The following is an 18,740-nucleotide window of genomic DNA, read 5'->3' on the forward strand; positions in this document are numbered from 1 at the left end:
ACCGGTGCGAGCGTAGGAAGGACCGCCCGGCCCGGTGCGATGTGCCCAAGTCTAGGCAGCACACCCCGGAGGCTCCTGAGTGGCTTCTACCTGAGTTTTCACCAGTGACCACTCGTATCAAGGGGCATCATACGTATCAGAATTAGCCCACGAAACGCCGACGCTCTCTCACTTCCTGCCGGAAAAGCGCCGACGCTCTCTCACGGGTGAGAGAGCGTCGGCGGAAAACCCTTAGGAAGTGAGAGAGCGTCGGCGGAAAACCCTCAGGAAGTGAGAGAGCGTCCGGGGAGGGCTACTTTTCGACCAGGGTGAGGACGTCGTAGGTGGCTACGATTTCGTCGTTCTGGTTGGTGAGGACGGCGTCCCAGGCCACCTCGCCATATTCGTCGGTCTCGCGCGGGGTGATCTTCTTGGCGGTCAGGGTCACGCGGATGGAGTCGCCTGCGGCCACCGGGGTGATGAAGCGCAGGTTCTCCAGGCCGTAATTCGCCAGCACGGGGCCCGGAGCCGGCTCCACGAACAGCCCGGCGCCCCAGGCCAGCAGCAGGTAGCCGTGCGCCACAATGCCCGGGAAGAACGGATTGGCCTCCGCAGCCTCCTGGTTGGTGTGGGCGTAGAACGTGTCGCCCGTGGAGTTGGCGAACTTGGTGATCTCCTCCAGGCTCACTTCGCGCAGCCCGGAGCGGACCGCATCGCCGATGTGCAGCGTGCTCAGGTGCTTCCGGAACGGGTGCTGGCCCTCGGTGTCAAGGGTGAAGTTGCGGTCCGCGCCGGTGTGCCACACACCCGTGACGGCGGTGAGCATGTTGGGCGAACCCTGGATGGCGGTGCGCTGCATGTGGTGCATCACCGAGCGGATGCCGCCCAGCTCTTCGCCGCCGCCGGCACGTCCCGGCCCGCCGTGGACCAGGTGCGGGACAGGCGAGCCATGGCCTGTCGACGAACGGGCGTCCTCGCGGTTGAGCATCAGGACGCGGCCGTGGTGCGCCGCGATCCCGGTGACCAGTTCGCGGGCAACCTCGGGGTCGTTGGTGCACACCGAAGCCACCAGCGAGCCGCCACCACGGGCGGCGAGGCGCACGGCGTCGGCCAGGTCGGTGTAGCCGATCACCGAGGACACCGGGCCGAAGGCCTCCAGCGAGTGGACTTCCTCGGCTTCGGCGTCTGCCCAGCTGAGCAGCACGGGCGACATAAAGGCACCGCCTTCGACGACGGCAACTCCCCCGTCCGCCTTGGTGACCTTCGGCGAGTCCAGCGTGCCGTACGCAAGCTCGCCGCCGGCGTCGAGCATGGACTGCACAGCGGCGCGGACGTCGGCCAACTGCTCCAGGGAGGCCAACGCACCCATGGTGACGCCTTCGGCGCGGGGATCACCCAGCACCACGCGTTCCTCGATGCGGGCACCCACGGCGGCAACGACGTCGGACACCAGCTCGCGGGGCACGATGGTGCGGCGGATGGACGTGCACTTCTGGCCGGCCTTGACCGTCATTTCGGTGACCACGGATTTGATGAATGCGTCGAACTCCGGGGTGCCCTTGACCGCGTCCGGGCCCAGGATGGCGGCGTTGAGCGAGTCCGTTTCGGACGTGAAGCGGATGCCGCCCTCCACCACGTTCGGGTGGTTCTTCAACGAGTTGGCCGTGGAGGCGGACCCGGTGAACGACACAAGGTCGCGGTAGTCGAGGTGGTCCAGGATGGTGCGGGCTGATCCGGAGATGAGCTGCAGGGAACCCTTGGGCAGGATGTTGGATTCGATCATGGCCTTGACCACGGCCGCTGCCACGTAGCCGGTGGGGGTGGCCGGCTTGACGATGGTGGGAACACCGGCAATGAACGCCGGCGCAAACTTCTCCAGCATGCCCCAGACCGGGAAGTTGAAGGCGTTGATCTGCACTGCGACGCCCGGAATGCGGGTGTAGATGTGCTCGCCGGCGAAGGATCCGTCCCGGGACAGCACCTCCATAGGGCCGTCCACCACAACCTGCGAGTTGGGCAGCTCGCGCCGGCCCTTGGAACCGAACGTGAAGAGCACGCCGATGCCGCCGTCGATGTCCACCATGGAGTCGACCTTGGTGGCGCCGGTCTGCGCGGACAGCTCATAGAAGTGCTCGCGGCGGGCGTTGAGGTACTGGGCCAGTTCCTTGAGCTTGAGGGCGCGCTGGTGGAAGGTCAGCGTGCCGAGTTCCTTCTGGCCGGTGGTACGGCCGTAATCCACGACGTCGGCAAGGTCCAGTCCCTCGGTGCTCACCTTCGCCAGGAGTTCTCCTGTGCTGGCGTCCAGGACCGGAACAGCGGAAGCCGCGGCTCCGGCGTCGGGCGTCCACCAGGCGTCCCGGACGAAACTGGGAACGGTCTCCACAGTGTCCAGCGAGGATTTCGGAGCAGTTGCAGTGGTGGTCATCGTTGACGGGTCCTTCCAGCGCGGGGCAAGATCATCACGGCCAGTGCATTACTGACCGTCCGTTCGGTAATATGTCTACAGTACATGAATGTGCCGCGCTGCACACTAGCCTTGCTGCACAGTAGGAAGACCGACAACGAAAGCGAAGTGGCCATGCAGCCCGAAACCGGCAGCGTCGAACTGTGGAAGATCACGCTCGGCGAACTCGACGAGAAGATGGGCGTGAAGATCGTCGAGGAATCCGTGGAGCGTGTTGTCGCCACCATGCCGGTGGAGGGCAACCGGCAGTCCTTCGGGCTGCTTCACGGCGGAGCCTCACTTGCTGTGGGCGAGGCGGTAGGCTCCTGGGCCGCCGTGATCCACGCCAGCACCATGGGCAAGACCGCCGTGGGCGTGGATGTGTCCGCCACCCACCACAAATCGGCACGCGACGGCCAGATCACCATCACGGCCACGCCCATCCACCTGGGCGGAACGCTGACCACGCACGAGGTCCTGCTCACCAACGAGGCCGGCCAGCGACTGTGCACGCTCCGGATCACCAACCTGTTGATGGACCGGAAATGACGGACAAAAAAACTTCATGACTTTGCATCCAAAGAGGGCATCCCGCAGGTAGTAAAGGCGTAAGCACAAACACAGCCCGTCCCCCGGGCGTCCCTCTGAGGAGTTTGAAATGCGCAAAACAACCTACGCCGCCGGAGCACTGTCGCTCGCGGCCGCACTGACCTTCGCAGCCCCCGCCCAGGCCGGTGGCTGGCACCACCACGACGACGACCCCGCCAAGCTCAGTGTGCTGCACGGCGTCCCCGGCCTGACGGTGGACGTGTGGGTGGATGGCAACCTCACCCTGGATGACTTCACTCCCGGAACCCTGGCCGGCCCGCTGGAGCTCGCCGCCGGGGACTACGACATCGCCATCACCGCCTCGGACGCCACCAGCGCCGACAACCCGGTGATCGGGCCGGTGACCGTTGAGCTCGACAGCGGCGGAGACTACACCGCCGTGGCCCACCTCGACGCCGAGGGGGCCGCCACGGCCACACTCTTCGCCAACGACACGAAGGCTCCGCGCAACGACAAGAAGGGCAAGCTGACGGTGAGGCACGTAGCCGCAGCGCCCGCCGTCGACGTTCTGGCCGGCGGTTCCGCCGTGATCGAGGGACTCAGCAACCCGGAGGAGGCAACCCTGAAGCTCAAGGCCGGAACCATTTCGGCGTCCGTTGCCGCAGCCGGGACCACCGACCCGGTGATCGGGCCGGCCGACATCACGGTCGAGGGCGGCAAGAACACGATCGTGTACGCCTGGGGCAGCCTGGCTGACGGCAACCTGGCCGTGGCGGTCCAGGTTGTTGACTCCGAGGAGCGGTGGCACGGCCGCCGCTGACACACGCCATCACTGATAACCAACACCGGCGGGGCCGCCTGGCGCGGCCCCGCCGCTGTGCCTGTCACCGCTGGTGTGATCTACAGCGCTCCGCCCGCCGCTTCCGGCGTCCCGGAGTCGCCGCCGCCGCCATGCCCTCCGCCGTGACCGTGGTGGCCGCCGTGCCCGCCGCCGCCCCCGGCGTCTCCCACCCGCTCGCGGGCAAGGAACATCTCGACGTCGAAAAGGTTGTCCGCCCGGCGTGCAACGTTCAGGAGTGTGGACATGGATGCGACTTCTTCCACCTGTTCCTTGAGGAACCAGAGCATGAACTGTTCCCCGAGGGGATCGTTTTCCGCCCGGGCCGCGGCGAAGAGTTCCTTGATGCGGTCGGTGACTTCAATTTCCTGCGCCAGGGCCAGGACCAGGGGTTCCTCCGCCGAGGTGAAATCGTTCCGGACCGGGTCGATGCCGGGAATCGAAATCCTGATGCCCCGGTCCAGGATGTACCGGACCATCATCATCGCGTGGTTCCGCTCCTCCAGCGACTGCCGGTAGAAGTGCTTGGCCAGCCGGGGCAGGTCCTGTCCGTCGAACCAGGCCGCGATGGCGATGTACTGCTGGGACGCTGCGAACTCATTGCCGACCTGTTTGATGAGCAGGTCGTTGAAAGTTGTGGTGCTCATGGGGCTCTCCTCGAATCGGGGGTCAAGGCTGAGGACCTGCGGCACGGAGGCTCTGCGTGGCCCGGGTTTGCCGGAGGGCCTTCATTGAGCTTGCTCCGGCGTGGAGGAGCTGGTCAAGACCCCGCAGGTCCGCTTCTATGGCGGACCGGCGTCGGGGACGGCATAATGTGGTTCCACAGGTCTCACTGCCGCTCGAAGGAGCCATCGATGACCCTTGCCGGCCCGCACGATTGGGACGCTGCTCTCGATCATGCGTTCGCGTCCGGCCAGGAAACGGCCCTCGCCGAGGCCTACCGGCGGCTGAGCCCGCTGGTGTTCACGCTGGCGCTGAGGTCACTGGGGGAACGGGCAGCGGCCGACGACGTCACCCAGGAAGTCTTTATCCGCGCCTGGAAGTCTCGCACCAGCTACCGGCCGGAAGCCGCCCGCCTGCCGGCCTGGCTTGTGGGGATCACCCGCAACGCCATTTCCGATGCGCTCTCGGCCCGGATGCGCCGGCAGGAGCTGGAACACGCTGCCGGGCAGTTCGTGGGTGATGAGCGCGTCGCCGGACCGCCGGCAGCTGACGTGGAAGCCGTGGCAGACCGCATAACCTTGGAGGAAGAGCTGGACCGGTTGGGCGATCCACAGAAGGCGATTATGAAGCTGGCGTTCTACGAGGACCTCACGCACGACCAGATCTCCTCGCGCCTGCAACTGCCCCTCGGCACCGTCAAGAGCCACATCCGTCGCAGCCTCTCCCGGATGCGGACCCGTCTGGAGGTGGGCCATGAAGCATCTTGACGATGAGCAGCTGAGCCTGCTGGCCCTTGGCGAACCCGCCGTGAGCCCGGCCGAGGCCGACCATCTGGCGTTCTGCAGTGAGTGCTCCGGAACCCTTTCCGCCCTGGAACGCACCGTCCGCGCCGCCACCGTGGATCCGGCCGAAGTGGAACTGGCCACGCCCGGACCGCATAACTGGGCCGCTATCCACCAGGCATTGGGGCTCTCCCCCGGGCAGGCTCAGGACCCGCTGAGCAGGGCACCCTCCCTGACGAGTCCAACCGCAGGAAGTCCAACCGCGGGAAGTCCGGCGGCGGGAAGTCCGGCGGCGGCGCCGGTCATCTCAGCGCCACCCACCTCAGCTCCGGTCACCTCGGCGCCGGTTACCGCGCCGACGCCGCTTAGGCCCCGCGCCGCAGGTGCGAGGGCAGGTTCCGGTGCCCGGCGCTGGGTGGCGATGGCGGCAGCCGCCGGAATCGTCGTTGGCGCGGCCGCCGTGTGGGCCGGCTACAACGTCCTCGGGCGAGGCCCGGAAGCCGTGCCTTCGCCCACGCCGACGGCTCCCCAGCCCGTGGTCATTGCCCAGGCACCGCTGCAGCCCCTGGCGTCGTATACGGCAAACGGGAAGGCGCTGGTGGAGGAGCTTCCCGACGGGACGCGCCAGCTGGTGGTCCAGCTCCCGGACAGCCAAATCAACGGCTTCCGTGAGGTCTGGGTCATCTCGCCGGACCTCTCCAAACTCGTCAGCCTCGGAGTGCTGGACGGCGAGCCCGGTGTCTTTGCCATCCCTGAAGGACTGGACCTCGCGGAGTACCCCATTGTGGACGTGTCCAACGAGCCGTTCGACGGCAACCCCGCACACTCGTCGGACAGCATTGCGCGCGGCGAGCTGGCAACGGAAAACTGATCCGCAGCCTGCCCCGGTACACCGGTTTTCGACTGCCGTGAAGTGCCAACCGGCCCGGAAGTGGACGGGCCCGGACTGCTAGGTTTGCTGTGCCGAGCGACGAACCACCGCCCGCATTCACCGGCAAGACCGGAAGGGACCAACCATGCTCTCAGACACCTCTTCTCCAGTCATCAAGGCAACGCTGCCTGTAGTTGGCGAGCACATCGAGGAGATCGCCAAACGGTTCTACAAACACATGTTCGAGGCGCGGCCGGACCTCCTGGACGGCCTCTTCAACCGGGGCAACCAGGCGGACGGGCGGCAGCAGCAGGCGTTGGCGGGGTCCATCGCGGCGTTTGCCGGGTTCCTCGTGGACAAGCCTGACCAGTTGCCGGACCATCTGCTCTCCCGCGTCGCGCACAAGCACGTGTCGCTGGGCCTGGCCCCGGATCAGTACCAGATTGTGCATGACCACCTGATGTGGTCCATCGTGGACGTGCTCGGGGATGCCGTGACTCCCGAGGTGGCCGCCGCCTGGGACGAGGTCTACTGGCTCATGGCCAACATGCTTATCAACAAGGAACGCGGACTCTACAACGCCGTGCACCTCTCACCCGAGACGATCTGGCGGACGTGGCGGGTTGTCCGGCGGATCCAGGAAACCGACGACGTGCTCACGTTCATCGTGGAACGCACCGACGAGCGCGACGTCAAGCCGTCCCTTCCCGGGCAGTACGTCACCATCAAGATGCTGATGCACGACGGCGTGCACCAGCCCCGGCAGTACAGCCTCACCAAGGCCGACGACGGCCACCACCGGCAGTTCGCGGTGAAGCGCGTCCACGGACTCCCCACGCCCGACGGCGAGATGTCCAACCTGCTCCACAACGAGATCCACGAAGGCGACGAGGTGGTGCTTTCGGCACCCTTCGGCGACGTGGTCCTGGAATACACGGACAGGCCGGTTGTCCTGGCCAGCGCGGGCATCGGCATCACGCCCATGGCCGGCATGCTGTCCCATCTGGTGAAGGCCGGTTCCCAGCGCCAGGTCATGCTCCTCCACGCGGATGACACCCCGGCGTCGTTCCCGCTCCGGGCCCAGGTCACCGAGGACCTCGCGCAGCTGGCGGACGGGTCACTGAACACGTGGTTCCTCGAACCGGAGGGCTCACCCGCTGGCTCCGGCGCAGCCGGGACAGGGTCAGCCGGGACGGGGTCAGCCGGGACGGACAGCGCACCGGCGTTCAAGGGCTTCATGGACGTCAACGCGGTGGATCTGCCGGACGACGCCGAATACTACCTCTGCGGTCCGCTGCCCTTCCTGAAGTCGGTCCGGAGCGCGCTGGTGGCACGGGGCGTACCGGCCAAGGACATCCAGTACGAAGTGTTCGGCCCGGACCTCTGGCTGGCCGACTTCCAATAGCCCGGAGTTTTTGTCCACTTATCGCGACTTAAGACCGCTGTTGGTCGCGATAAGTGGACAAAAACTCGCACCCGGCGGCGGGCGGCGGTCAGCGGCGGGAACGCCGCCTTGCCAGGAGCAGCGCGGCGCCGCCGAGCAGCAGCACACCGGCCCCGGCGCCGGCGGCGGTGAGCAGGCCGTCGGCGCCGGTGGCCGGCAGCTGGCCCGGGACGGCGGCCGGGATGACTGCGGCCGGAACAATCACCGGAGCCGGATCCACCACGAAGGTCAGGTTCACCGGTGCCGATGCGGCGCCGTCGACCGCCTGGCTGACCGCCACCGTATGGTTTCCGGCCGCGAGCCCGGCCGGCAGCGGCATGCTCCAGGTGCCGTCCGCAGCGGCGAGCACTGTTGCGGCGCCGTCCACCGTGACCGTCACCGCCCCGCCCTTCAGGGCAGTGCCGGTGATCTGCCGTGGTGCCGCGTCGTGGGCGAAATGCTGGCCGTTGTGGATGTTGGTCACCGCGGGCGACGGCGGCACTACCGTGAAGGTCCGGCTCGCCGCCGGGCTGTCAGCGATGCCTGCTGCGGTCTGTACTGCCCTGACGGTGAAAGAGCCGAACCTCGCGGGCCCGGTCACAGGCACTGCCCAGGCGCCGTCGAGCCCCACCACGGCCTGGCCGGTGGCATCGCCCGAGAGTTCCACCGTGGCGCCGGGTGTTCCGGTCCCTTCGATGCGTTCGAGTGCCGTCAGGACGTCGCCCTCATCAGGAGCGGCAATGACGGGTGCGGGCAGCTCGGACGGCAGCACAGTGACCTCGAAAGAGCTGGCCCCGGAGTGGCTGAAACCGTTGACCGTTTCGGCGATAAACCGCAACCGGCCGGCCGGAGAGGGAGCAGTGAACTGCCATCGTCCGGAGGCGTCCAACGGCACGTCCGCGGGCGGCTGCCCGGGTACCGTAATGCGGACCTTCGACCCCGCGGCCACAGCGGAGGCCGGAGCCGCAGGGACCTGCCCGGTGATGGTCTGGCCGACCGCAACTCCGCCGCCGCTGGCCGGCCCCGTGAGGGTGGGTTTGTTGAGGAACAGCTGAAGCTGGACGCCCGGTAGCCGGGTCATGGCGTCCTCCAGGGTGGTGGCCACGGCAAAGTTGGCCGCCGAACCGGGGGCGTCTCCCGCCGAGTGCGTGCCGACGGCGAAGTTTCCGCTGATCCAGGGTCCGCCGGAGTCGCCGCCGCTGGACTGGACGGAGTTGGAGAGGAAGCCGCGGAAGGCCCGGAGGTCGGAGGGGTCGGCGGTGATGCCTCCCACTACATAAATGCCTACTTCGTCCACTGTGCCGCAGGACCAGCCGGCGGTGCGGCCGGAGCGGCAGACGGCCTGCCCCGGCGACGGCGACGCCGTTCCGATGATCTTCACGGCCGTGGATCCGGGGTCCGAGGGCGCATCCCAGCGGGTGGTGGCTGGCTGGACCTCGAGTCCTGCCCGGATGCCCTCGATGACGGCGATGTCCGTCCCGATGTTCCCCGGGTACTCTTCGTCGCCGGTGATCCAGGAGTTGCCCGGGCCGCCGAACTGGCTGAAGCCGAGGGTGCCCAGCAGCTTGTTCGCCGGGGATTCCGGCCGCTCCACGTTTGCCGTGGTGACCGTGCCGTCTTCGGTGCAGTGGCCTGCGGTGAGGACCAGGGGTTCGCCTTCCGGGCTGTAGGCGCCATAACCGGCGGAGCACACAATGCCGTTGTTGAGGACGTAGCCCTGCCCGCCGAAGAAGTCTTCCTCCGGGGCAAGCGGTTCGCCCTGCTCGAGACGGACGTTCGAGTAGCGCGCCACGAACTCGGACGGCGACGGCGGCGAAGCTGCGGGGGTGCCGCCGGCCTGTGTTGCCGGGGTGCCGCCGGCTTCCGGGTGGTTGGTGCCGCCGGTGCGGACCACAAAGCTGCCGTTGGCATACGTCACCGCTTGCAGCCCGCCGGCCCCGACTTCGCTGACGTAGTCGTTGAAGAGCTGGTCCGTGCTGGCCGCGACGCGGTCCGCCGCCACCGGCACGGCCGGTTCGGCGGGCGCGGCCGGTTCGGCGGGCGCGGCCGTGGAAGAAGGCGAAGCAGGCGAAGGCGGTGCGGACGGCACGCGACCTGCGGACGCGGTGCCGGCAGCTACCAGGACGAAGTCGCCGGGGCCCGCGGCATTGAGCTCAGCCACCCTGGCCGCAAGCTCCGGCCCGCCGCCTTCGACCACGATGCGGCCGTCTGCCAGGCTGATCCCCACATAGCCGGGCAAGGCACGCAAGGAGGCAACGGCGTCGGCCGCGCGTTTGCCCTGGTCACCGGCGGCGTTGAACTCTTCCAGCGTCATGCCCAAGTCGCGGAGGACGGCTTCCGTCAGCCCGGCGTCGCTGACGGCAGGAGCGGACGGGGGTGCCGGAGCGGCAGGAGCGGCGGGCGCGGACGGTGCCGAATCACCAGCGGCAGGGGCTGCCGGAGAACCGGACTCTGCGACGGCGGGAACCGCGAGGAACGTGGCGCCGAACGCCATGGCGGCGGTGGCCGCGAGTCCCAGGGCGCGGTGGAACGGATTCCGGCCGGAATGATGCGTCAAGGTGTCCCCCATGTTGTGTTCACGTCGTTATGCTGGCTGCCAGCCGGGTCCGGATGGCAGCCAATTCGGCAGCGGTGATGCCGTGCCGCAAAAGATAGTTCCGGGTGTCCAGTGTCCGGACGAACTCCAGGGTTCCGCCGCCGCGTTTCTCCAGCAGGGGCACCAACGCGTCTTCCTCCAGGTAGCGCTCGTGTTTGTGCGGCGGGCCGGCTTTCCGGTGGCGCTCGTTGATGCCGCGCATAGCCGCCTGGTAGCCGGTCACGATCTCGGAATCGCCCGCGCCAGTGAGGTCCTGGAGCATGGCGGCCACCATTCCGCTGCGGTCGCGTCCGGCGGAGCAATGGATCACCACGCCGGCGGGGGCGGCGGCAACAGCCTTGAAGACGGCCACGAGCTTATCCGGAAACAGCCGGGCATTGGCGGCATAGCAGGCGGGATCGTTCAGGTAGGGGGAACACAGTTCCTTGAACTCGGGGTGGTCCGGGTCTTCGGTGGGAGCGTGCACGACGTCGAACGCTGCCAGTACCTCCGCACTCACCTCGGGATCGGTGTCCCTCAGTCCGTGTTCCGAAGGGTTCCGGAGGTCTATCACGGTGCGGACGCCGTCGTCGTACGCCTGTTTCCAGCCCGCCTCGGTGACCCATTCCCGGCGCCCCATGCGGAAGACGCTGCCGGAAATGCGCCAGGCATTCACGGCTCCGTCCCAGTGCACGGGCTGTCCAGGCTGTTCCATCCAGACAGCTAACCACAGACCCCCGACATCCGGCACGGGTAGCTGCCGGAAAATAGGGTGGTGCGCCGCAAATAATCGGGTATTCCGGCCCGTGTCCGGCGGGCGGTTGATGGATGTACCGTTGGGCGTACTTGCGGCCTGGCCGCGGCCCGCGGCCAGGAGCCCGGTGCACAGTTCAGAACAAAGGGGAAACTGATGAGTGACCGGATATTACGACGGCGGAGCGCGGCATTCGCTGCCGGCCTGGCAACGCTGACGCTGGCATTGGGAACCGCGGCGGGTCCTGCGGGAGCCGCACCTGAGGGAGGACTTGACTACGTCGCCATCGGTGACTCCTACACTGCGGGGACCGGCGCCGGAGCAGCAGACAAACCGGCGGGCACAACGTGCTGGCAGAGCACCCCGGGGTACGTCGGCGACGTCGACAAAACAGGCCGAGTGTCCCTGGTGGTCAACGCCGCCTGCCACGGGGCACTCCTCACCGGCGGAACTGAGAAGAGCGTGCAAACCCAGATCCAGACGCTGGCCTACACGCAGGACCTGAACGCCTCCACCGGCATGGTCACCATCACCGCCGGAGCCAATGACGCCGGAGTGAGCCCCGTACTGTTTGCCTGCGCAACCAATGGCGTGGAAGTGTGCGCCAACGCGGTCGCGGCGTCGGAGGGCGCGCTTGGACAGGTGGGCGCCGGGCTGGCAAGCGCCTACGCGACAATCCACGCGTTGGCTCCGAACGCGAAGATCGCGGTCCTGGGGTATCCCAGGCTGTTCGAACCGGCCGACGGGAATCCCTACTTCTCCGCGGACGAGCAGGTCCTGATCAACCGGGCCACCGACAGTCTCAACACCGCCATCGCCGGTGCCGTCGCCAGTGCCAAGGCCGGCGGGGCGGACGCCCAGTTCGTCGATGTCACCACCAGGTTTGCCGGGCACGCCGTGAACTCCGACGATCCCTGGATCGCCTACGACAGCGGCAACCCCCTGGCTGACACCAACTTCCACCCGAATCCCACCGGGCACCGGGCTTATGCCACGGCGATTATGACCGAGGTCCAGCCGGCCAAATTGGCGAGGTAGAGGTCCTGTCAGTTCAGGCTCGCCTAGCGCCGCTTGGCGAGCCTGAACTCCAGGCCTGCGCGGACCATGGGCCACTCGTGCTCCAGGATCGAGAACACCACGGTGTCCCGGAGCTGCCCGTCCGCGGTCCGGGTGTGGCTGCGCAGCACGCCGTCCTGCTTGGCTCCCAGCCGCGCAATCGCCTCCCGTGACTGGTGGTTGAGCCAGTGCGTCCGGAACTCGACAGCCGGGCACCCCAGCGTTTCAAAGGCATGCCGCAGGAGCAGCAGCTTCGAGTCCGCGTTGGTTCCGGTGCCGTGCGAAGACGCAGCATTCCACGTGGAACCGATCTCCACGCGGGGAGTGGCGGCGTCGATGTTCATATAGGTGGTCATCCCGATCACCCTGCCGGGGCCGCCGGTGGCGGGGTCCAGGAGGCGCGCGGTGAACGGCAGCATGGAGCCGGTTTCCTGGAGCCGGAGTCGCCGGTCGATCTCCGCGGCCATGCCTTCCGGGGTGGGCACGCTGGTGTACCAGAGCTTCCAGAGCTCGCCGTCGCGGGCGGCGTCCACCAGTCCGCCGTGGTGCGCGCGGCTCAACGGCTCGAGCACAACGTGTTGGCCGGTCAGCGTGATGGGTTCGATGGAAGTCACCGGACCATCCTAGGGGGCAGAGGCTAGGCTGTTGGGATGATCACAGTAGCGGGAACCGTCAGCTCTCCCCTCGGGGCAGAGGAAGCCTTCACCTACCTGTCAGCCTTCGAGCACACCGCGGAATGGGATCCGGGCACGCCCGTGGTGAAGAAGCTCTCCGAGGGGCCGGTTGCCGTGGGCCACCGGTACCACGCCGAAGCGGAATTCCGGGGCAAGCGGCAGACCCTCATCTACGAAGTGGTGGAGCTGACCCGCAACCACATCAAGCTCCGCGGCGAAAACAAAACGGTGATCTCCGAGGACTCGATCGACGTCTCGCCGGACGGGACCGGCTGCACCGTGAAGTACACGGCGGAGTTCCAGCTCAAGGGCGCCCTCAAACTCATTGAACCGTTCATGAAGCCGGCCTTTATGTCACTCCGGGATCCCGCGATGAACGGCCTGAAGTCCGCCCTCGACGCCCGGGCCGGACGCTAGGCGGGAACACCGCTAAGCGGGCCGCGCGCCAAGCGGACGCGGCCCGCGCTAGGCGGGAACACCGCCGTCGAGCCTTAAGCCGGCCAGTCGAAGAAGCCCTTGCCGGTTTTGCGACCCAGCTCGCGGCGGGCCACCTTGTCGCGCAGGATCTGCGGCGGCGCGAAGCGCTCCCCCAGAGTCGACTGCAGGTACTCCGCAATGCCCAGCCGGACGTCCAGGCCCACGATGTCCGTGGTGCGCAGCGGACCGGTGGGGTGCTTGTAGCCCAACACCATGGCGTTGTCGATGTCCTCGGCGGACGCGACGCCTTCCTCCACCATGCGCATCGCTTCCAGGGCGATGGCCACGCCCAGACGTGACGAGGCAAAGCCGGGGGCATCATTGACGACGACGGCGGTCTTGCCGAGTGCCTCCACCCACCTTTTGGCTGCGGCCGCCAGGTCCGGGGACGTCTGTTCGCCGAGCACCACCTCGATGAGCGTGGACGCAGGGACAGGGTTGAAGAAGTGCAGGCCCAGGAAGTTTCCCGGACGCTTCAGTTCGCGGGCCAATCCGTTGACGGACAGCGAGGACGTGTTGGAGGCGAGGTAGGCGTCGTCAGAGAGGCGCTCCTCGATGCCGCGGAGGGAGGCGACCTTCAGGTCCCAGTCCTCCGGAACGGCCTCGACCACCAGCTGGCGGTCCTTGAAGTCGTCATAGTCCACCGTGACGGAGAGCCGCGAGACCATTTCGTCCAGGTTGCCGTCCGTGGCGCCGCGCTCGATGCTCTTGGCGGCGGCGGACTCCACGCGTTCCCGGGCTGCCTCGGCCGAGGCCTCGTCCCGCTCCACCACCAGGACGTTGGCGCCGTTGATCAGGAAGGCGTGGGCGATGCCGGCCCCCATCCGGCCGCCGCCGAGGACACCGACTGTTGGGGGAAGGTCCGCCGGAAGTACGGAGTTGCTCATGGTTACTTCGTCCCGTCTGATTGGTCTGAATTCGTGGCTGATACCTTGGCCGTCTTCTTGACTGCTTTTTTATCCGTCTTCTTGTCCAGGAAAGCCTGCATTCTGTCGAACTTCGCCTGGGACTCGAACAGGATGCCCTGCGCCAGCTGGTCAATCAGCGGGTGCGCCTCGGCCGGTGCGTGGAACACGGACTTGGTGATCCGCACGGCCAGCGGGTCCTGCCGGGCAATGCGGTCCGCGAGGCTGTGCGCGCCGTCCATCAGCACGGGCGCCTCGTGGATTTCGGTGATGAGGTTGACGGCGAGGGCCTGTTCGGCGCGGAGCACCAGGCCGGCCAGCAGGATCTGCTTGGCCACCGGTTCGCCCACCAGTTCCTTGAGCCGCCAGCTGGCGCCGGCCGCGGCGAGGATGCCCAGGCCGGTCTCGGGGTTGCCGATGCGGACGCTGGGCGTGCCGATCCGGAAGTCCGCGGCGTAGGCGAGCTCCGCGCCGCCGCCGAGGCAGTAGCCGTCCAGTGCGGCAATGACGGGCATGGGCAGCTTGGCGATCCGGACGAAGATCGTGGAGTTGATGCCCTGCAGTGCATCGTCCCGTCGCCGTTCGCGCAGCTGGGCGATGTCCGCACCCGAGGCGAAGACACCGTCCACGCCCGCAATGATCAGTACCTTGGGGTTCTGCTCCAGCGCGGCGCATACGGCGTGGAGTTCGTCCACCATCTGCTGGTCGATGGCGTTCCGGACCTCCGGGCGGTTGAGGAGCACCACCACGCGGTCGTCACGCTCCTCGACCAGGAGGGTTGTGAAGTCCCGGGTGCTCAGGTCAGTGGTGTTCAGGTCCTGGGTGCTCACGTCTCCGATCGCGCTGTCCGGGGCCGCCATTACACGCGCTCCAGCAGCATCGCGGTGCCCTGGCCGACGCCGATGCACATGGTGGCGAGACCCATTTTGGCGTCCTCGCGTTCCATCCGCCCCAGCAGGGTGATGGCGATCCGTGAGCCGCTGGAACCGAGCGGATGCCCCAGGCTGATGGCGCCGCCGTCGCGGTTCACGATCTCCGGGTCCAGGCCGAGCCGGCGCATGCTGGCCAGCGACTGGGTGGCAAACGCTTCGTTAAGTTCGACGGCGCCAAGGTCGCCGACGCTGTAGCCGCTCCGGCCCAGCACCTTCTGGGTGGCCGGCACGGGGCCGATGCCCATGATCTCCGGTTCGCAGCCGGCGGAGGCGCCGTCGATGATGCGGGCCCGCGGGGTGAGGCCGAGCTTCTGGATAGCGGCTTCGGACGCGACGATGATGGCGGAGGCGCCGTCGTTCAGCGTGGAGGAGTTGCCGGCCGTGACGATCGATCCGCCCTTGACCACGGGGCGGAGTCCGGAGAGAACGTCCATGGTGGTGCCGGCGCGGGGGCCTTCGTCGGTGTCCACCACGGTTTCGCCCTTGCGGGTCTTGACCGTCACGGGGACGATTTCGTCCTTGAACCGGCCGGCGGCGATGGCCGCGAGCGAGCGTTCGTGGGAGCGCACGGCGAAGGCGTCCGCGTCTTCGCGGGAGATGCCGTCCACGCGGCCCACTTCCTCAGCCGTTTCCGGCATGGAGTAGGTCATTTTGCCGTCCCGGGACAGCTCGCCCTTCTGGAACAGCGGGTTGGCGAAGCGCCAGCCGATGGAGGTGTCGAAGATGGCGCCGGGCTTGGCGAAGGCGGTCTGCGGCTTTTCCTGCACCCAGGGTGCCCGGCTCATCGATTCCACGCCGCCGGCGATCACGATGTCCGCAGCACCGGACTTGATCATCTGGCTGGCCATGATGATGGCGCTCAGACCCGAGGCGCATAGCCGGTTGACCGTGATGCCCGGGATGTGGAGGGGAAGCCCGGCGAGCAGGGTGGCCATGCGGGCCACGTTGCGGTTCTCCTCGCCTGCGCCATTCGCGTTGCCGAGGATCACTTCGTCGATGGAATCGGGGTCAAGGCCTGCGCGGGAAACGGCTTCGCGGACCACCAAGGCGGCGAGGTCGTCCGGGCGAACGGCCGAGAGTGCGCCTCCGTAGCGGCCCACCGGTGTCCGGGCACCGCCCACCAAAAATGCCTGCGGTCCTGCTACTGCTGAGGCCATGGAAACACCCTTCACGCGATTAACGGCAATGTCATCTGCGGCGCCAAACAGCGTTTGAATCACAAGCGCTAATTTACCGACCGTTCGTTCTATAAAGATTACACGGCGGCCGCAAGGGGTCAACCGGCCCCCCTCCACTCCCCGGGGAGTTTTTGTCCACTTATCGCGAGATAAGGCCCCTTTTGGACGCGATAAGTGGACAAAAACTCCGGAAAGTTACAGCACCACGACGCCGAGATGGGCAGCCAGCAGCGGGGCCAGGAGGCTCAGCTGGTAGTCGTCGATCACCACGCCGGACAGGCTCTCAAGTCCGCTGATGGTGCGGAAGTCGGTGGTCCTCAGGTCGAAGTCCTTGAGTTTGGCGCCGGCAAGATCCAGGGTGCCGATGGTGCAGTTCTTCAGCGCCACCCGGGTGCCCGTCACCGAGCCGAGGTCCAGTTCGTTGATGATGCAGTCGCTGATCTGCACGTCCGTCAGCCGGGAGCCGCGCAGGTTCACGTAGTCCAGCTTGCCGCCGTCGATCCGCACCGAGGTCCAGCCGCTCTCATACAGCTCCGCCGAACCCCACCGGGGATTGCTGATCTCCACGTCCCGAAGCGTGGCCCGCGCAGCCGTGAACACCGGGGCATAGGCCTCGGCCAGGATGCAGTCCCGGAATGTCGCACCGCGGAGCTGGGTTTCGTTGAACGAGACTCCGTCGAATTCACACTCGGCGAAGTCCGTGCCGCTCAGCTCCAAACCGTCGGCGTCAGCGCGGCGGAACCTCACGCCGTCGTATCTTTCACCGCGCCGGAAATCCGGGGAGGCCTCGTCACGGAGTTCGTCGAGCCGGACCGGCGAAAGCCTGGGGGCTGTCACCTTGGGAGCCTTCCCCGCAGTTGTTCGCCCCGCGGCCTGCCTGCCTGTCATCAGAGGGACTCGGCCTTGGCCGCAATGTCGGCAAGGTCCTTGGCCAGCGCCTTTTTGGTGATGCTCATGCCGAGCCGCCCGAACAGCGCCATCATGACCTTGCCCAGGAGGGTGGGTTTGACCATTTCGGCACCGAAGGTCAGCGCGAGGTCCGTCCCGCCGTCGCGTTCGGCAAGGACGAACCGCGTGGTGTAGTCCGCGCCGCCCTGGAGCGCCTTCACCGTCGTACTGCCGGCCCCGGATGCCGACGGCGGCTCGGCCTGCGACACCCACATTTCCACGGTTTCGGCCCGGCCCATCATGGTGCGGGTTTCCTTCCAGCGCGTGCCTTCGCCATATCCGCCCTCGCTGAGCATTCGGATGGAGGCGACGCCGGAGAGGGTGGCGGCCGAGCCCGGGATGTCCGAGATCACGGCCCAGACCTTGTCCGGACTGGCATTGATGTGGCGCGTGAGGGTGGTCTTGTGATCCATGCTCCCGAGCCTATCGGGAGCCGCCGACAACCGGGCCTCCCCGCGGACCCGCAACGGCAGCGGGTCCGCCGAAGTCCGCTGAAGCCGCGCACCAAACTGGCACATTCGCCGCCAGATTTAGTAAGCATGCTTTGTGTTATGGTGAAACTGCTTAGTTTTTTTACCGGCAACGAAAGGTGGAATACACCATGGGAATCGGCGACAAAATTCAGAACGAAGCAGAGCACCTCGGCGGCAAGGCCAAGGAAGCGGCCGGCAACGCCACGGACAATGACCGTCTGCGCGCAGAGGGTCAGAAGGACCAGGTTGTTGCTGACGCCAAGAAAGTTGGCGAAAACGTGAAGGACGAGTTCAAAAGAGACTAAAGCGCCTCGGGCGGCGGCCACGGCCGTTGCCGGGGAAAGTTGGCGGGCATTCCTTATGGGGGGTGCCCGCCTTTTTTGTGGGATTCTCGGGGAGACAGCATCCGACGACGGGAAGTCCGCGCCATGACAATCATTGATCTCAGCGGACCCGGCACGTCAGCGGGCTCCCCAAACCTCCGCGGCTACCTGGCGGAACCCGAAGGAACGGGGCCGTTTCCCGCCGTCCTGATGATCCACGAAGCGTTCGGCCTCAACGACATTTCGCGGCGCCAGGCGGACCGGCTGGCAGCAGCCGGCTACCTGGCCCTGGCCGTGGACCTCTTCAGCGACGGCGGACCGCGCCGCTGCCTGGTCTCCACCATGCGGTCGCTGCTCTCCGGCACAGGCAAGGCCTTCGCGGACCTGGCAACCGCCCACGCCTGGCTGGAGCAGTCGGGGCGCACCAACGGCAAAGTCGGGGTGATCGGATTCTGCATGGGCGGCGGCTTTGCCCTGCTCGTGGCCAAGGACGGGTTCGACGCGGCAGCCGTCAACTACGGCAGGCTGCCCAAAAACCCGGAAGCGGCACTGCTCGGCGCATGTCCCGTGGTGGGCAACTTCGGCAAGGCGGACCGCACCCTTCCCGGTGCCGCGGCCAGATTGGAAACCGCGCTGGATACGCTGGGCATCGAGCACGACATCAAGGAATTCGACGGCGCCGGCCACGCGTTCATGAACGACGCCGAGGAAGGGCCCCGGCCGCTCCGCCCGCTCTTCCGCGTGCTTGGAATCAAGCCGAATCCGGACGCAGCCGCGGAAGCCTGGCAGCGGATCGAGGACCATTTCGCCAAGCACCTGAAGACCTAGTCACGACGACGGCGGGCCGCCCGAAAGGGTGACCCGCCGTCGTCGTACTGCTTGGGCGCGTACTGCTTA

General features: G+C 67.1%; 19 protein-coding genes. 9 read left to right on the plus strand and 10 right to left on the minus strand.

The window, feature by feature from the left end; all coding sequences use genetic code 11:
• Nucleotides 1–292: 292 nt before the first annotated feature.
• Nucleotides 293–2,404 carry a phenylacetic acid degradation bifunctional protein PaaZ gene (paaZ, locus tag Q8Z05_RS03235; protein ID WP_305942065.1) on the minus strand — a complete coding sequence of 704 codons (2,112 nt, stop codon included), beginning with the start codon at nucleotides 2,402–2,404 and terminating at the stop codon, nucleotides 293–295.
• 153 nt (nucleotides 2,405–2,557) lie between these two features.
• Between paaZ and Q8Z05_RS03240 the strand changes: the two genes are divergently transcribed.
• Together Q8Z05_RS03240 and Q8Z05_RS03245 are read left to right on the plus strand one after the other, a co-directional pair.
• Nucleotides 2,558–2,971, plus strand: a complete 414-nt coding sequence (locus Q8Z05_RS03240) for a PaaI family thioesterase (RefSeq protein WP_305943467.1) — start codon at nucleotides 2,558–2,560, stop codon at nucleotides 2,969–2,971.
• A 109-nt stretch (nucleotides 2,972–3,080) separates the two neighbouring features.
• Nucleotides 3,081–3,791 (plus strand): DUF4397 domain-containing protein, encoded by a 711-nt coding sequence (locus Q8Z05_RS03245; protein WP_305942066.1) that lies wholly within the window; start codon nucleotides 3,081–3,083, stop codon nucleotides 3,789–3,791.
• Nucleotides 3,792–3,871: 80 nt separating this feature from the next.
• On the opposite strand, the gene Q8Z05_RS03250 is transcribed toward Q8Z05_RS03245, so the two are convergent.
• Complete coding sequence (locus tag Q8Z05_RS03250) at nucleotides 3,872–4,456, minus strand: ferritin (protein WP_305942067.1); 585 nt, start codon at nucleotides 4,454–4,456, stop codon at nucleotides 3,872–3,874.
• Nucleotides 4,457–4,663: 207 nt separating this feature from the next.
• Between Q8Z05_RS03250 and Q8Z05_RS03255 the strand changes: the two genes are divergently transcribed.
• From Q8Z05_RS03255 to Q8Z05_RS03265, 3 genes are all read left to right on the plus strand, one after another.
• On the plus strand, nucleotides 4,664–5,239 hold the full coding sequence (locus Q8Z05_RS03255; protein WP_305942068.1) for an RNA polymerase sigma factor: 576 nt from the start codon (nucleotides 4,664–4,666) through the stop codon (nucleotides 5,237–5,239).
• Complete coding sequence (locus tag Q8Z05_RS03260; protein WP_305942069.1) at nucleotides 5,226–6,125, plus strand: anti-sigma factor; 900 nt, start codon at nucleotides 5,226–5,228, stop codon at nucleotides 6,123–6,125. The genes Q8Z05_RS03255 and Q8Z05_RS03260 overlap by 14 nt, the downstream gene beginning before the upstream one ends.
• Nucleotides 6,126–6,270: 145 nt before the next feature.
• Nucleotides 6,271–7,530: a globin domain-containing protein gene (locus Q8Z05_RS03265; protein ID WP_305942070.1), complete on the plus strand. Its 1,260-nt coding sequence runs from the start codon at nucleotides 6,271–6,273 to the stop codon at nucleotides 7,528–7,530.
• Nucleotides 7,531–7,618: 88 nt separating this feature from the next.
• Here Q8Z05_RS03265 and Q8Z05_RS03270 read toward each other — a convergent pair whose 3' ends face one another.
• Nucleotides 7,619–10,105 carry a trypsin-like serine protease gene (locus Q8Z05_RS03270; RefSeq protein ID WP_305942071.1) on the minus strand — a complete coding sequence of 829 codons (2,487 nt, stop codon included), beginning with the start codon at nucleotides 10,103–10,105 and terminating at the stop codon, nucleotides 7,619–7,621.
• A 19-nt stretch (nucleotides 10,106–10,124) separates the two neighbouring features.
• Nucleotides 10,125–10,838: a tyrosine-protein phosphatase gene (locus Q8Z05_RS03275; protein ID WP_305942072.1), complete on the minus strand. Its 714-nt coding sequence runs from the start codon at nucleotides 10,836–10,838 to the stop codon at nucleotides 10,125–10,127.
• 195 nt (nucleotides 10,839–11,033) lie between these two features.
• Here Q8Z05_RS03275 and Q8Z05_RS03280 point away from each other — a divergent pair, with 195 nt between their 5' ends.
• Entirely contained in the window at nucleotides 11,034–11,915 is an 882-nt protein-coding gene (locus tag Q8Z05_RS03280; RefSeq protein ID WP_305942073.1) for an SGNH/GDSL hydrolase family protein, read from the plus strand.
• A 23-nt stretch (nucleotides 11,916–11,938) separates the two neighbouring features.
• On the opposite strand, the gene Q8Z05_RS03285 is transcribed toward Q8Z05_RS03280, so the two are convergent.
• Nucleotides 11,939–12,547, minus strand: a complete 609-nt coding sequence (locus Q8Z05_RS03285) for a GNAT family N-acetyltransferase (RefSeq protein ID WP_305942074.1) — start codon at nucleotides 12,545–12,547, stop codon at nucleotides 11,939–11,941.
• 36 nt (nucleotides 12,548–12,583) lie between these two features.
• On the opposite strand from Q8Z05_RS03285, the gene Q8Z05_RS03290 reads away from it, so the two are divergent.
• The gene (locus tag Q8Z05_RS03290) at nucleotides 12,584–13,024 is read left to right on the plus strand and encodes an SRPBCC family protein (protein ID WP_305942075.1); all 441 of its coding nucleotides are present in this window, start codon (nucleotides 12,584–12,586) and stop codon (nucleotides 13,022–13,024) included.
• A 74-nt stretch (nucleotides 13,025–13,098) separates the two neighbouring features.
• Here Q8Z05_RS03290 and Q8Z05_RS03295 read toward each other — a convergent pair whose 3' ends face one another.
• The 5 genes from Q8Z05_RS03295 to Q8Z05_RS03315 form a co-directional block, all read right to left on the minus strand.
• Nucleotides 13,099–13,971 carry a 3-hydroxyacyl-CoA dehydrogenase family protein gene (locus Q8Z05_RS03295; RefSeq protein ID WP_305942076.1) on the minus strand — a complete coding sequence of 291 codons (873 nt, stop codon included), beginning with the start codon at nucleotides 13,969–13,971 and terminating at the stop codon, nucleotides 13,099–13,101.
• Between the two features lie 2 nt (nucleotides 13,972–13,973).
• Nucleotides 13,974–14,849 carry an enoyl-CoA hydratase/isomerase family protein gene (locus tag Q8Z05_RS03300; protein ID WP_371745917.1) on the minus strand — a complete coding sequence of 292 codons (876 nt, stop codon included), beginning with the start codon at nucleotides 14,847–14,849 and terminating at the stop codon, nucleotides 13,974–13,976.
• Nucleotides 14,849–16,078, minus strand: a complete 1,230-nt coding sequence (locus tag Q8Z05_RS03305) for a thiolase family protein (RefSeq protein ID WP_305942078.1) — start codon at nucleotides 16,076–16,078, stop codon at nucleotides 14,849–14,851. The genes Q8Z05_RS03300 and Q8Z05_RS03305 overlap by 1 nt, the downstream gene beginning before the upstream one ends.
• Nucleotides 16,079–16,294: 216 nt before the next feature.
• The gene (locus Q8Z05_RS03310; protein ID WP_305942079.1) at nucleotides 16,295–16,987 is read right to left on the minus strand and encodes a pentapeptide repeat-containing protein; all 693 of its coding nucleotides are present in this window, start codon (nucleotides 16,985–16,987) and stop codon (nucleotides 16,295–16,297) included.
• Nucleotides 16,987–17,460 (minus strand): SRPBCC family protein, encoded by a 474-nt coding sequence (locus tag Q8Z05_RS03315; protein WP_305942080.1) that lies wholly within the window; start codon nucleotides 17,458–17,460, stop codon nucleotides 16,987–16,989. The genes Q8Z05_RS03310 and Q8Z05_RS03315 overlap by 1 nt, the downstream gene beginning before the upstream one ends.
• Before the next feature lie 188 nt (nucleotides 17,461–17,648).
• On the opposite strand from Q8Z05_RS03315, the gene Q8Z05_RS03320 reads away from it, so the two are divergent.
• Complete coding sequence (locus tag Q8Z05_RS03320) at nucleotides 17,649–17,825, plus strand: CsbD family protein (RefSeq protein WP_011693098.1); 177 nt, start codon at nucleotides 17,649–17,651, stop codon at nucleotides 17,823–17,825.
• A 123-nt stretch (nucleotides 17,826–17,948) separates the two neighbouring features.
• The gene (locus Q8Z05_RS03325) at nucleotides 17,949–18,671 is read left to right on the plus strand and encodes a dienelactone hydrolase family protein (protein WP_305942081.1); all 723 of its coding nucleotides are present in this window, start codon (nucleotides 17,949–17,951) and stop codon (nucleotides 18,669–18,671) included.
• The last annotated feature ends 69 nt before the right edge of the window (nucleotides 18,672–18,740 follow it).

Source organism: Arthrobacter oryzae (genome assembly GCF_030718995.1).
Classification (GTDB): domain Bacteria; phylum Actinomycetota; class Actinomycetes; order Actinomycetales; family Micrococcaceae; genus Arthrobacter; species Arthrobacter oryzae_C.

Bases quoted from the DNA above. Each gene is read 5' to 3' on its own strand.
- paaZ (WP_305942065.1), bottom strand. From the start codon at position 2,404: ATGACCACCACTGCAACTGCTCCGAAATCCTCGCTGGACACTGTGGAG.
- Q8Z05_RS03240 (WP_305943467.1), top strand. From the start codon at position 2,558: ATGCAGCCCGAAACCGGCAGCGTCGAACTGTGGAAGATCACGCTCGGC.
- Q8Z05_RS03245 (WP_305942066.1), top strand. From the start codon at position 3,081: ATGCGCAAAACAACCTACGCCGCCGGAGCACTGTCGCTCGCGGCCGCA.
- Q8Z05_RS03250 (WP_305942067.1), bottom strand. From the start codon at position 4,456: ATGAGCACCACAACTTTCAACGACCTGCTCATCAAACAGGTCGGCAAT.
- Q8Z05_RS03255 (WP_305942068.1), top strand. From the start codon at position 4,664: ATGACCCTTGCCGGCCCGCACGATTGGGACGCTGCTCTCGATCATGCG.
- Q8Z05_RS03260 (WP_305942069.1), top strand. From the start codon at position 5,226: ATGAAGCATCTTGACGATGAGCAGCTGAGCCTGCTGGCCCTTGGCGAA.
- Q8Z05_RS03265 (WP_305942070.1), top strand. From the start codon at position 6,271: ATGCTCTCAGACACCTCTTCTCCAGTCATCAAGGCAACGCTGCCTGTA.
- Q8Z05_RS03275 (WP_305942072.1), bottom strand. From the start codon at position 10,838: ATGGAACAGCCTGGACAGCCCGTGCACTGGGACGGAGCCGTGAATGCC.
- Q8Z05_RS03280 (WP_305942073.1), top strand. From the start codon at position 11,034: ATGAGTGACCGGATATTACGACGGCGGAGCGCGGCATTCGCTGCCGGC.
- Q8Z05_RS03290 (WP_305942075.1), top strand. From the start codon at position 12,584: ATGATCACAGTAGCGGGAACCGTCAGCTCTCCCCTCGGGGCAGAGGAA.
- Q8Z05_RS03295 (WP_305942076.1), bottom strand. From the start codon at position 13,971: ATGAGCAACTCCGTACTTCCGGCGGACCTTCCCCCAACAGTCGGTGTC.
- Q8Z05_RS03300 (WP_371745917.1), bottom strand. From the start codon at position 14,849: ATGGCGGCCCCGGACAGCGCGATCGGAGACGTGAGCACCCAGGACCTG.
- Q8Z05_RS03305 (WP_305942078.1), bottom strand. From the start codon at position 16,078: ATGGCCTCAGCAGTAGCAGGACCGCAGGCATTTTTGGTGGGCGGTGCC.
- Q8Z05_RS03310 (WP_305942079.1), bottom strand. From the start codon at position 16,987: ATGACAGGCAGGCAGGCCGCGGGGCGAACAACTGCGGGGAAGGCTCCC.
- Q8Z05_RS03315 (WP_305942080.1), bottom strand. From the start codon at position 17,460: ATGGATCACAAGACCACCCTCACGCGCCACATCAATGCCAGTCCGGAC.
- Q8Z05_RS03320 (WP_011693098.1), top strand. From the start codon at position 17,649: ATGGGAATCGGCGACAAAATTCAGAACGAAGCAGAGCACCTCGGCGGC.
- Q8Z05_RS03325 (WP_305942081.1), top strand. From the start codon at position 17,949: ATGACAATCATTGATCTCAGCGGACCCGGCACGTCAGCGGGCTCCCCA.